The sequence below is a fragment of the Halobacillus naozhouensis genome (assembly GCF_029714185.1).
GTDB classification, from domain to species: Bacteria; Bacillota; Bacilli; order Bacillales; family Halobacillaceae; genus Halobacillus_A; species Halobacillus_A naozhouensis.
Genome location: NZ_CP121671.1, coordinates 1093368 through 1105915 on the forward strand (window position 1 = coordinate 1093368; position 12548 = coordinate 1105915).

General features: G+C 42.8%; 13 protein-coding genes and 1 riboswitch. Of the genes, 6 read left to right on the top strand and 7 right to left on the bottom strand.

Features of this window, described 5'->3' with window-relative positions:
- Window position 1 precedes the first annotated feature (1 nt).
- The 4 genes from P9989_RS05655 to P9989_RS05670 all read left to right on the top strand — a co-directional run bounded on the left by P9989_RS05655 (window position 2) and on the right by P9989_RS05670 (window position 5647).
- Window positions 2-1387, top strand: coding sequence for a (Fe-S)-binding protein (locus P9989_RS05655; RefSeq protein ID WP_283077830.1), 1386 nt, complete (start codon window positions 2-4; stop codon window positions 1385-1387).
- Window positions 1388-1398: 11 nt separating this feature from the next.
- Complete coding sequence (locus tag P9989_RS05660; RefSeq protein WP_283078848.1) at window positions 1399-2856, top strand: FAD-linked oxidase C-terminal domain-containing protein; 1458 nt, start codon at window positions 1399-1401, stop codon at window positions 2854-2856.
- Between the two features lie 21 nt (window positions 2857-2877).
- Complete coding sequence (locus P9989_RS05665) at window positions 2878-3654, top strand: fumarylacetoacetate hydrolase family protein (RefSeq protein WP_283077831.1); 777 nt, start codon at window positions 2878-2880, stop codon at window positions 3652-3654.
- Window positions 3655-3862: 208 nt separating this feature from the next.
- Window positions 3863-5647, top strand: coding sequence for an L-lactate permease (locus P9989_RS05670; protein ID WP_283077832.1), 1785 nt, complete (start codon window positions 3863-3865; stop codon window positions 5645-5647).
- 51 nt (window positions 5648-5698) lie between these two features.
- Here the strand turns inward: P9989_RS05670 and P9989_RS05675 are convergent, their stop codons facing one another.
- From P9989_RS05675 to P9989_RS05690, 4 genes are all read right to left on the bottom strand, one after another.
- On the bottom strand, window positions 5699-6232 hold the full coding sequence (locus tag P9989_RS05675) for a DUF420 domain-containing protein (protein WP_283077833.1): 534 nt from the start codon (window positions 6230-6232) through the stop codon (window positions 5699-5701).
- Between the two features lie 386 nt (window positions 6233-6618).
- A complete protein-coding gene (locus P9989_RS05680) occupies window positions 6619-7209 on the bottom strand; it encodes a phospholipase D-like domain-containing protein (protein ID WP_283077834.1) in 591 nt (196 codons plus the stop codon).
- A gap of 108 nt (window positions 7210-7317) precedes the next feature.
- Window positions 7318-8238 carry a S66 peptidase family protein gene (locus tag P9989_RS05685; protein WP_283077835.1) on the bottom strand — a complete coding sequence of 307 codons (921 nt, stop codon included), beginning with the start codon at window positions 8236-8238 and terminating at the stop codon, window positions 7318-7320.
- A 211-nt stretch (window positions 8239-8449) separates the two neighbouring features.
- Complete coding sequence (locus P9989_RS05690; RefSeq protein WP_283077836.1) at window positions 8450-9274, bottom strand: M55 family metallopeptidase; 825 nt, start codon at window positions 9272-9274, stop codon at window positions 8450-8452.
- A gap of 175 nt (window positions 9275-9449) precedes the next feature.
- Here P9989_RS05690 and P9989_RS05695 point away from each other — a divergent pair, with 175 nt between their 5' ends.
- Entirely contained in the window at window positions 9450-10151 is a 702-nt protein-coding gene (locus P9989_RS05695) for a phosphatase PAP2 family protein (protein ID WP_283077837.1), read from the top strand.
- 49 nt (window positions 10152-10200) lie between these two features.
- Entirely contained in the window at window positions 10201-10362 is a 162-nt protein-coding gene (locus P9989_RS05700; RefSeq protein ID WP_283077838.1) for a YqaE/Pmp3 family membrane protein, read from the top strand.
- Window positions 10363-10403: 41 nt separating this feature from the next.
- Here the strand turns inward: P9989_RS05700 and queE are convergent, their stop codons facing one another.
- The 3 genes from queE to queC are packed head-to-tail and all read right to left on the bottom strand — an operon-like array spanning window position 10404 to window position 12263.
- Entirely contained in the window at window positions 10404-11132 is a 729-nt protein-coding gene (queE, locus tag P9989_RS05705; protein WP_283077839.1) for a 7-carboxy-7-deazaguanine synthase QueE, read from the bottom strand.
- Window positions 11125-11598 (bottom strand): 6-carboxytetrahydropterin synthase QueD, encoded by a 474-nt coding sequence (gene queD, locus P9989_RS05710; RefSeq protein WP_283077840.1) that lies wholly within the window; start codon window positions 11596-11598, stop codon window positions 11125-11127. The genes queE and queD overlap by 8 nt, the downstream gene beginning before the upstream one ends.
- Complete coding sequence (gene queC, locus P9989_RS05715; protein WP_283077841.1) at window positions 11598-12263, bottom strand: 7-cyano-7-deazaguanine synthase QueC; 666 nt, start codon at window positions 12261-12263, stop codon at window positions 11598-11600. Before queC ends, queD begins: the two co-directional genes overlap by 1 nt.
- A 151-nt stretch (window positions 12264-12414) precedes the next feature.
- Window positions 12415-12459, bottom strand: a riboswitch (PreQ1 riboswitch).
- Between the last annotated feature and the right edge of the window lie 89 nt (window positions 12460-12548).

Genomic DNA, 12548 nt, shown 5'->3' on the forward strand with positions numbered 1-12548 from the left:
GATGTTGGTAGAAAAAGTGAAAAACAATGAGCCTGTTTGTTCGACTGCCAGCCTAAGCAATTATTTTCCTGAAGATCATCCTGATGAGAATAAATGGGCTGACTGTGTGCATTGCGGCATGTGTCTGGAGTCTTGTCCAACGTATTTAGAAACAGGACAAGAACAGCATTCACCGAGAGGGCGTGTCCATTTAATAAAATCCGTTGCGGAAGGGAAGATCGAATTAAACGAGGAGTTTATGGACCCGATTTTTCAATGCCTTGATTGCCGTGCATGTACGACAGCTTGTCCGGCAGATGTCGATGTTGGTGGCCTGATTGAAGAAGCACGAGGTCAAGTTCGTAAGGCGATACCGCTGACAGGTGTAAAGGGTGCAGTGAGCAAGTTTTTCCTGCAGGGGCTATTTCCTCACAAGAAGCGTTTAAATACCGTTAGTGGTCTTCTAAGATTTTATCAAACGAGTGGGCTTCAAAAGGCTGTCCGTAAGACTGGAGCAATTCGTGTGATGCCTAATCACCTTGCTGACATGGAATCAATCATGCCAAGGGTCAAAACATCCGTGCAAAGTAAATACAAGGATGTAGGGGGGGTTCCAGCAAAAGGAGAAGTAAAATCACGAGTAGCGATGCTTACTGGATGTATTATGGACGTTATGTTCAGTGACATTAACCAATCAACGATTAACGTTTTGACCCATAATGGAAATGAAGTTGCTCTTCCTAAAAATCAGACATGTTGTGGGGCTCTTCATGTTCATGCTGGTGATCGAGATACAGGAAAAAAGCTAGCTAAACAGAATATTATGGCCTTTGAAGAATCAGAAAAAGTCGTAGTTAATGCGGCCGGATGTGGGTGTGCGTTAAAGGAGTACCCAGAATTATTTAAAGATAATCCTGAATGGAGAGCAAGAGCGGAATCATTTTCAGCAAAGGTAGAGGACATTTCTAAATACTTATATGACAACGGTTACGAGAAACCAAAAAGGGAGCTGAATAAAAAAATTACGTACCATGATGCGTGCCATTTGGCTCATGGGCAGGGGGTCCGTCACGAGCCTCGACAGCTCATCAAGGACATACCTGGAGTGGAATATATTGAACAGCCTCATGCAGATACATGTTGTGGCAGTGCCGGAATCTATAACATTACCAATCCGAAAATGGCAGACTCTGTGCTAGAAAGAAAGATGGAAAATGTTCCTGAGGATGTAGAGATGATTTCGATGGGGAACCCCGGATGCATGCTTCAGATGGCTTTAGGTGTTCAAAAGTACGGTAGAAAGGCAGAGATTGTTCATACCGTGCAATTGCTAGATTGGGCTTATCAAAAGGATCAGGAACAAGGAAATCTAGACAAAGATAAATTTTTATCCGCCAGAGAGGGGTGAATCCGTTGTTCTTGTTAAATAAAAAGAAGCAGTCAAGCGGTGATAGGCACATTGATCAACTGGCGAACATTGTTGGAACAGACGCGATTCTCTATAAGAAGGCAGACCTTCTATCCTATGATTGTGATGGGTTTGCTATTGAAAAAGCTCTTCCAAAGGCAGTCGTTTTTCCGAAAAACACCGAAGAGGTTGCGGCTTTGGTTAAGTATTGTTCTGAGCACCAACTACCTTTCCTGGCTAGAGGGGCCGGAACGGGGTTGAGCGGAGGAGCCATACCCCTGCATGAAGAAGTGATCATCAGTTTGGTCAAGATGAAGAAGTTGATCAGCGTTGATTACGAAAACAGGCAGGCTGTGGTACAGCCAGGATTTGTTAATTTGAAATTAACGAACTCTATTTCTGACAAAGGATATTACTATGCACCGGATCCATCTAGTCAATATGTGTGTACCATCGGAGGGAATGTTGCGGAAAATGCCGGGGGAGCACATTGTTTAAAGTATGGGGTTACAACTAATCATATATTAGGTCTTGAAGTCGTGCTTCCCGATGGTGAAGTCATAGAGGTCAGCGAAAATGGGATTCCTGATACTCCGGGTTATGACCTATTAGGCTTGTTGACAGGTTCTGAGGGAACACTTGGGATTGTTACGAAGATCACAGTCCGGATTTTGAAAAATCCGCAAGGGAAACAAACGGTACTTGCCTATTTTGATGATGTGAAAGATGGAAGTTACGCGGTATCAGATATTGTCTCGGCAGGGATTGTTCCTGCTGCTCTAGAAATGATGGATAAAATTGCGATTGAAGGTGTAGAGGCGGGATCTTTTCCAGTAGGTCATCCAAAAGATATCGAAGCCTTACTGCTCATTGAAGTTGATGGCATTACGGCGGGTATTGATGAACAAATTGAGGAAATATTGAACGTTTGCCATCAACGAAAGGTAAGAGAGGTAAAAGTGGCTCAAAGCGAGGCGGAAAGAGGGGCCTGGTGGGCCAATCGAAAAACCGGCTTTGGAGCGATGGGGGCGATATCACCAGATTATCTTGTGCAGGACGGAGTCATCCCAAGGAGCACCCTTCCTGAAGTATTAAACAACATATCAAAGATAAGCAAAGAATACGGTTTGAGAATTGCTAACATTTTTCACGCAGGAGATGGGAACCTGCATCCATTAATTCTATTCGATTCCAGAGTCCCAGGTGACACCGAGAAGGCTTTGAAAGCAGGAACGGCATGTTTGAAAGCTTGCGCTGACGTCGGTGGTTCGATAACCGGGGAACATGGTGTCGGGATTGAAAAGAAAGAAGAAATGCGATTCATATTTTCAGATGAGGAGCTTGAGGCACAAACGAAAATCCGCGAAGTGTTCAACCCGGAAAATTTATTAAATCAAGGGAAGCTGTTCCCGACGCCAAGTCGCTGCATGGACGTGAAAAAGGTTGTAAAAGATACTGTAGCCCATTAATAGATCGAGAGGAGTGGAAAGATGAAATTTGCTAGATTTCGCTACAATCATTCAGAACAATATGGGGTGGTGACAGAGGAAGGTATCAAGCCAGTGACAGGGAATATTTTTGATGAGTGGGAATTCACTGAAGACCTCCATTCATTCGAAAATGTCGAAATTCTAGCCCCTGTTTCCCCCGGTAAAGTTATTGGAATAGGCGCGAATTATGTGGCTAGTAAGGGGGAACTTCCTGATACAGTCCCTGACCTTCCCGTATTCTTTTTTAAACCTAATTCATCTATTATAGGACCAGAACAGGATGTTGTGATCCCGGATGAAATAGAGAAAATAAAGTTTGAATCAGAATTAGCTGTTGTCATCGGGAAGGAGGCAAAGAATCTCTCTAAAGATCAAGTGCTTGACCACGTTTTTGGTTATACGTTAGGTAATGATGTGACAGCGCCTCAATTTTTCCATGAAGATGGTCATTGGACAGTGGGGAAGTCCTTTGATACCTTTACACCGCTTGGTCCAGTAGTTGAAACAGAGCTAGATCCGTTAAAGGTAAGAGTGAGAGCTGAAGTTAATGGTGAAGTAAAGCAAAACAGCCCTACGGAACTGATGATTGTCCCATTGAAAGAGATGATTGCCTATCTGTCTACAGTCATGACCTTGAATCCAGGGGATGTGATTCTTACGGGGAGTCCACTCGGGGCTCATTTCGTCAAAGAAGGGGATGTGATTGAATGTAAGGTAGATGAAATCGGCACATTAAGAAATACGACGGTCAACTCACAAACTTTAGTGAGTTCCTAACCTCAAACGATCCAAGGCATGAGTGATGATTAACTACCACGACCCCGCCATAAATAAATACTGTTCATTCAAAAAAGCATAGCGTCACCTTATACGCTATGCTTTTTCGCATTACGCTACTGCATACAGTCGCTATCCTCTACATAAATATGCCGGATAAAAAGTCAAGGTAGTGTAATGCCATAAAATAATTTTTGGAGGGAAAATAATGAACACAGGTGTCTTAGCATTATTATCGATTTTGCCGATAGTAGCTGTAGCGGTCTTTCTCGTGGGTCTTAAATGGCCAGCTAGTAAGGCCATGCCGATTTCCTATCTTGTGGCTGTGGTTTTAGCTTTGTTTGTGTGGCAGGTCCCTGGTGCTGTTGTAGCGGCAGCTTCCATTAACGGTTTAGTGGTGGCAGCAACGCTTCTCTATATTATCTTTGGTGCTATTTTATTATTAAATACTTTGCAGGAGAGCGGTGGGATCAAGACAATTCGTCAAGGGTTTATCGGTATTTCTCCTGACCGGCGAATTCAGGTGATCATTATTGCTTGGTTATTCGGATCATTCATAGAAGGATCAGCGGGTTTTGGGACGCCGGCAGCGGTGGCTGTTCCTTTGCTCGTTGGTCTCGGATTTCCAGCAATGGCTGCTGTTGTGGCAGGGATGGTGATCCAAAGTACACCTGTTTCATTTGGTGCGGTAGGAACACCGATTCTTGTTGGTGTACAGTCTGGCCTGGCAGCAGACCCAGGGATTACAAGTAACTTTTTAGCACTTGTAACGATGATTGGCGGCAGAGTGGCTATCCTCCATGCAATCGTCGGAACATTAATACCGTTATTTGTTGTTGCGCTAATGACAAGGTTTTTTGGGAAAAATAAATCGTTCAGTGAAGGCCTGAGAGTGTGGAAGTTTGCTTTATTCGCAGCTTTCTCTATGACCATTCCATACGTTATTGTGGCTAACCTTCTCGGACCAGAATTCCCATCGATGATTGGCGGATTAGTTGGATTAGTGATCGTAGTTTCAGCTGCTAAAAGGGGATTCCTAATGCCTTCTAAAGAGGAGCAGTGGGATTTTGAAGAAAAATCTCAGTGGGATCCTGAATGGACGGGAAGTATAGAAATAAAGGATATTTCTCATAAAAGTGGAAAAATGTCGATGGTTCGAGCTTGGACCCCTTATATTTTAATAGGATTGTTTTTAGTCATCACCAGATTGGAAGCGCTGCCATTCCTTGAGTTGATCAAAGCCTGGACCCTTTCAGTCCCTAATATTTTTGGAACTGACATTACAGCAAGCTTCCAACCCCTTTACTCACCAGGATCGGTGTTTGTTCTCGTTTCTCTCATTACATTTTTCATCCATCAAATGAATACTTCCGGTTATAAACGTGCATGGTCGCATTCTGCTAAAACCATGATTGCAGCATCGACAGCTTTAGTTTTTACTGTACCCATGGTGCAAGTCTTCCTAAATTCGGATGGAGGAGCTGCGGGGTATGAAGGTATGCCTATTGAGTTGGCTAATGGAGTCGCAGCTTTAGCAGGGGACTTCTGGCCATTGTTTGCCCCTCTTATTGGAGGAATTGGAGCATTTATAGCAGGGAGTAATACTGTTAGTAACATGATGTTTTCCCTGTTTCAATATGATGTGGGAGCACAAATTGGTGTAGACGCTTCCTGGATTGTCGCCCTCCAAGCGGTCGGTGGAGCAGCAGGGAACATGATTTGTGTGCATAATGTTGTAGCAGCCTCTGCTGTTGTTGGTTTAGTAGGAAAAGAGGGAGAGGTGATCAGGAAAACCATTATCCCATTTATATATTATATTACGACGACAGGAGCGCTCGGGTATGCGATTGTGTGGACAGCTGAAAAAGGCTGGTTTAATTTAGGGACTGTTATTGTTTCAATCATTGGAATTCTGGCTATCTATATTATCGCCACCAATCGAAAGCGGAGTGATTTACTCCTTATGGAAAAACCTTTTAAGTCGGTGAAGTAACAGGAAAATCCGATTCAACCCTTTACTGTTGAATCGGATTTTTTGTGCTGTTTAATAATAAGGTGAAATCATTAAATAGACGATGACGCCGGTTAAGCTTACATATAACCACATCGGCATCGTCCAGCGTGCAATTTTTCTATGGCGTTCATCCTGACGGTTGAGACCGCGGAATAAAGTAATCAGAGCCATAGGAACGATTGCGATGGATAGTAAAATGTGTGAAATTAAAATAAAGTAGTACCCATACATAATCAATCCGTCCGCGCCAAAGTGCGTTGACTCAGCAAGCGCATGGTAAGTGACGTACGAAAGCAGAAAGAAGAAAGTTGTCGTAAAGGCTGCCAGCACAAATCGTTTATGGACTGTAATGTTTCGTTGTTTAATCATAAATAGCGCTGCCAGCAGAAAGATGAACGTAAAGCTATTTAATACGGCATTTAACAAGGGCAGAAATGTTACATCAAGATGGCTGAATTGGTCCAGCTTTGGCATAAAGAAAAGCAAAGCAATTAAACCATTAATGGCCAGGGTAAGAATGACTACAATTCCTGTATAATTTTTTTGATTAGTTGTCGTTTTCATTTGTGTCTCCTTCAAATATATTTGCTATCTAGGCGTAGTATAAGATTTGATATAAAAAGTAACTAATCTAATTTTAACAGAAATATTCCCTGTACCAATCTAAATGCTGATTTAGTCAAAAAGATGTCGAAATCTATGTAGCCCTACAGGACGTAGGGTCATTCGGCGGTACGGTCCAATTCCTGAATGACTGACCGAAGAACCTCCCAGACACTGAAGGGGAATCTTCACGAACATAATGTAGTTGCCCTTGAAGAACACAACAGAGGAAGTTCGACTAAGTTCGGCTTATAAGGAAGTTCGGTTAAGACCGGGAATAGCGGAAGTTCGGTTAAAAACGGCACGCCCTGTGCCAACACCGAACTACCCCACATTCGTGCGAGGGCCTAAGCATATTTCTCGTCGGTATCCTGTGAATAAGGACTGTAATGTGAGCTGTCATTCCACATTGAATCGAACTTGTCGGTCCACTCCTCACCGATCTTTTTGCCCCTGATGACGACCAGTACTTCATCATTTTTATTCTCAGCTGAATACGTGAAATTATAGGACCCGGTAGTGACAAGGTTCTGATCTGAGATCATGACTTTTAAATGCATATTTCCATCGTAAGTGTTGACTTTAACGGGTACACCAGCCTCGATTAGCTTCTGGATATTTGCGGTTTGTTTTGATAGATCACTCGTTTGGGTTCTATCAGTAATCACTCGAACGTTTACCCCTCGCTTGGTAGCCTTGGTGATCTGTGTAACAAAATCGGTTTCCGTTAATAAAAACATAGCTACATCTAATGTCTTTTTCGTGTGATCGATGACTTCTTTAACTTTTTGTTTAGGTGATTTATTTGATTTCGTAAACACATACTCCACAGGGGTGAGGGGTATGTGTTCCGTGTGGTCTTTTTGTGAAAACTTATAGACCCCATAAGAAATCGAACCGATGAGTAAAGTTGTTCCCGCAGTAATGACGAGGTCCATCGATATCCCTTCTTTCTTGATAATAGTTCACTATATGCTTGTTACTTTTTGTCCTATTCTCAAAAAAAGAACAAGATGTTAGCTCATCTTGTTTAGAATCAATGGATTTTATTGTACCCCTGGATTTATTTTTAGTGTTTTTGAAGGGCTCGAAAGTGTAGCCAGACTGCCCAGAGGCACGGCAAAGTGGGGCAGACAATGACCAATTTTAAACCCTGATAAGACAGGTTTCTTAAGCGAAGAAAAATAGAAGTTGAAAACTTGTTCCAGTGTTAAGGAACCTTCTGGGTTTTTCGGTGTTGCTTTACTAAAATCACCGATGATAACTCCTGCTGCTTGATCTAACTTCCCGGCAAGTTTAAGCTGGCTTAAGAAGGAGTCGATGCGATAAGGTTCCTCGCCAACGTCCTCAATGAGTAACAATTTATTTCTCGTATCCATTTCATATGCAGATCCGATTGAATTTACAAGTAAGGATAGATTACCCCCGACAATTTCACCGCAAGCCTCGCCATGGCTAATGATGTTAAGAGGGGATATAGCTTCGGAATAGGTTAACACCATTGGTTCAAACAGCTGTTGAAACATCGATTTAGATAAGGGGTCAAAGTTTTCCTTCCCTACATCTGAACAAAGCATGGGACCGTGAAAAGTAACAAGCCCTGTCTGTTGCTGAATGGATGTATGTAAAAAGGTAATATCACTGTAGCCCCAAAAGATTTTTGGATTTCGTTTAATAAGCTTGTAATCAATGAATCGTGCTATTCGACTCGTGCCATAACCACCGCCGGCACAAATAATACCGCTGATCGAAGAGTCGGCAAACATGGTATGAAGGTCCTCGAGCCTTTGGGAGTCGGTGCCAGCCAAATAGCCATATTCACTTCTCACATGTGGTGCGATTTTGACATGCAAACCGAGTTGGTGGAGAAAATGAAGCGAACATTGTAAATTCGATAAGTTTGGCGGACTAGCTGGCGCGACCACACCAACAGTGTCACCGGATTTCAGTTTTTTAGGAAGTAACAATTAAATTTCTCCTTCCCTCAATGTGTTTTCAGCAAGAATTCATGTTAAAAGCCCGAAAATAAGAGCGCTCTTATAGAACCTTTTTTCGCTAATAAAATGCTGACAACCGCTCACCTTAAGCCTTTTTGAGATCAACACGCCATTAATTTTCCTGTGGTTTAAACCTCTCCGTTATTGTATGCAAAGAGCTCCTTTATAAAGTACTTTTTGACTAACTGAAAGTGGTCCGATCAGCGAGTTCTGTCATCACTAACATGGCTTGGTAAGCTTCGCGGATATCTTTTGCTTTATAGGAAACGATCGTAGTACCCAGCTCGAGTTCAGTGCCTGGCATAAGATTCGCCCATTCAGCTTGACCGTAATTGGTAAATTCAATCCGTAGAGTAGGATGGGAAGGCGGGACAAGCGGCTGAATCTTAGTCCGGTTTTGAATAGCCTGCGCTGTTTTATGCTGGAGAAGTTCGCCGGCTCTCTTTGGTGACAATGTTTTGACAGCGGAACGGGAAATGGTTTCTTTTACGGGAGCGGTGATGACATGTGGAATAAGCTTCTCCGCTTCCTGTGCAGCCATATCATCCCCTGAAACCATGAGGACAGGGATACCATAATACCCAGCATAATAAGCGTTTAGACCAAGTTCACCAACAGCTACATCATCAATAAAAAAGTTGCGGACGCTGTTCGTCATCGAGTGGGACATAACACCTCTGTTTCCTGCTCGCGCATGATAACCTAGAAAAATAGCTCCTTCATACGTGTGGTCCAGTCCCTGGACCATGGAAAAAGGTTTAACGTCCCCTGTAATCAGTTGGACGTCAGGGTGAAGCCGTTCGACTAGCAGGTTATTCATCTTAGAGTGGCTGTCATTCACGACTAATTCCGAGGCTTCGTAGTCAAAAGCAGCTTGAACCACATAATTTGTTTCCTCTGTCATGATGAGTCGTCCTCTTTCATAATTGTGACTGTTTGCCTCAACAAATGACGAATCAGGTAAACCTGTAACACCTTCCATATCAACAGAAATGTAAAGCTTCATATGAATCTGCCCCTTCCGTAATTTTAATAATTTTCAAACAATCGTATCAGTATTTTATCATGATGACAATCTTTATGGAGGGAGGAGGAGTGGGGCGGAGATCTCGTTTCATCTCGTTAGGAAAGGGGAATACTATTGATTATGAAAAAGTTTATTGGGCGGGAGGTATTAGATTTTGCTGTTTTCCGGGACAAAACTTTCCGATCTTTCAAAAATGTCCGTTTTATTGATTATTGCAGGATTTGCTGCAGTTGGAAGTGCTGCTTTCATATTTATTGAAATAGCAGAAGATGTTATAGAAAAAGAGAAATTTGCCATCGATCAGGCTGCTACGAATATCGTGAACATGATTAGTTCTGAACAGCTTTCTATGATTGTGGGGTGGATTACAGATATAGGGTCTGTGCCACTGATTACGATTCTATCGATCATTTTGGCTGGTTACCTATTGTTTTTCTCTTCATTTAGTGCGTGGGTAACGGTTTACTTTGCAGTCAATATGATTGGAATCAGTTTATTGACCAAAGGCTTAAAGCTGCTATTTGAAAGGCAGAGGCCTGATATTCTTGCACAGTATGATGGCACAGGTTTTAGCTTCCCAAGTGGGCATACAACGGGGGCGGCTACTTTTTACGGGTTTTTTATCTACCTTATCGTGATTAGTTCATTAGATAAAAAATGGAAATGGCCGATTAATGTCGGATTAATGATCGTCATTTTGCTGGTTGCTCTCAGTCGTGTGTACTTGGGCGTTCACTTTTTTACAGATATTATCGCGGGTCTCTTACTGGGGCTTTCTTGGCTATTTATTTGTATTGGTGCACTGGAGCTCACGATTTGGAGGCAGAGAAGCAGGCAAAGAAAGTCGATAAGTTAGGCAAGTTTGCGAATCGGGTAAGGATAAGTAGAAGGAGTTGAGGAGAAGCATGTTATATATTCTAGCGATACTATTGCCGCCGGTAGCGGTTCTATTTACAGGAAAACCGTTAAAAGCGTTATTAAACTTACTCTTAACGATGATCTTTTATGTGCCAGGTGCTGTACACGCAGCTGTGGTCGTTAAAGGACATTATGATAGTAAAAAATGACATTAAAATGGAGCTCACATCATTAGGTGTGAGCTCCATTGTTATACGCCGCGCTTGTTACCCCAAAGCAAGGCATGTACTTGCGGCAGCACACGCACATGGTTAAGAGTCGTAGAAGCAACGACTTGGTCGATCAGCCATTCATATTTTGTTAAAAGATCTGAGGCTAAACGAGCAGGTTCAGATTCCTGTAAATCATCATTCCCGACTTGAAGGAAGAAGGGAATAGCAGGATATCGTTGGTGGACCTGCTCGGCATACTTAAGGTCTTCCTCTCCAAAAATAACCACTTTAAGGCTTGTGTGCTCCAGCCTGCCATTTGACTTCAAACGTTCAACGATGTCGTCTAACACATTCCAGTTGGTTGTCATGTTAGAACTTGGGGGTTTGGGCGAGATTGTTAAATCATCGATGGTTAGAAACCAGTCTTGCCAGCGGCTCCCCTGGGTTTCAAGTGCTACTTCTATACTTAATTCATGAAGCGCATCAATTAATTCATGAAGGTTTTTTAACAGGGCCGGATTGCCGCCGGATATCGTCACATGGTCAAAATGGTCGCCGCCGGTTTCTTTAAGCTGCTGGACAACTTCCTCAGTCGTGAGGCGCTGCACTTCTTCTTTAGCACTGCCATCCCAAGTGAAAGCCGAATCACACCAGGAACAGCTGTAGTCACATCCAGCAGTACGGACAAACATTGTTTTTCTTCCAACTACCATACCTTCTCCTTGAATGGTAGGTCCGAAGATTTCTAAGACAGGGAATTTATTCATCGTTCATCCACTCCCGTCTAGCCTCGGCATAGCTTGTTGGTGTTTCATAAAGTTTAACGAATTCCGTACGCAGATCATCTCGCTGATTGTTTAAGGCCTGGTCCATTTTCTCATAGATCCAGAACACCATATTTTCAGCTGTTGTATTCATCTGTGGCAATGTGTCGTTCAAATAACGGTGGTCGAGGTGGACTTCAATTTGCTCTTTCCAGATGGTCTTAATGTCCCCAAAGTCGATGACAATCCCAATGTCGTCGACGTACCCACTAATGCCAAAAATGACTTTATACGTATGGCCGTGAAGGTTTTTACACTTTCCTTCATAACAATGCAAATGGTGGGCGGCATCAAAGGTGAACTCCTTACTGACAAGCACCCGTTTGTTATGATATTTCAGTTCATGCCGCTTAATATCTTCATCAATTTTCTGCAAGTTTTCTACGATGGTAAACCCGTACTGCTGCATTAGCTGCCCACCTCTTCACGTTGCTCAAGGTAAGTGTCAAGACCGTTTTGTCTGAGATTACAGGCTGGACATTCTCCGCAGCCATCACCGCGAACCCCATTATAGCAAGTTAATGTTTTCTCTCTTACATAAGAAAAAGCGCCGAGCTGATCAGCAAGCTCCCACGTCTGGGCTTTATCAAGCCACATTAACGGTGTGTGGACGACAAACTGGTCATCCATGGATAAATTCAGTGTGACGTTTAGTGATTTGATAAAAACGTCACGGCAATCAGGGTAGCCGCTAAAATCGGTTTCGCACACCCCTGTAATGACATGCTTTGCTCCAACTTGTTTTGCCAAAATCGCTGCAAACGATAAGAACAATAAATTACGACCAGGAACGAAAGTCGATGGCAACTCTCCATCTTCACCATCTTTTACTTCGATGTCATCTCTCGTTAAAGCATTGGGGGCCAACTGGCTTAATAAGGACATATCCAGTACATGGTGCTCCACCTTTAGATCATGGGCGATTTCTTTAGCCACTTCAATTTCCTGATTATGACGCTGGTTATAATCAAACGTCACAGCTTCAACTTCCTCATATTTTTCAAGAGCCCAGAATAAACAGGTAGTACTATCCTGTCCTCCGCTAAAAACCACAACTGCTTTATTTTTATCCATAAAAAAATCTCCTTTCAAGAAAAGCGTAAGCGTCGCGTAGACACGACCGGGATAGGAAGTGTCTGAAGGGCTTGCGCTAGACTGTTTTTGAAAAGAGAATTCTACTAACCCAAAAAACGTAAAAAAACCGTACCTAAGGGAGGGTACAGTTCCATCCTTAGTTTTTTATAGAGGGTGTAGCTAGAACCTCTCCTGTATCTGTAACAGATTTATTATTAAAATTTTGACAGGTGCCATTATACCATAAAAGTGCAGCCAAACATAGCCCTATCAATTTGTGGAAAA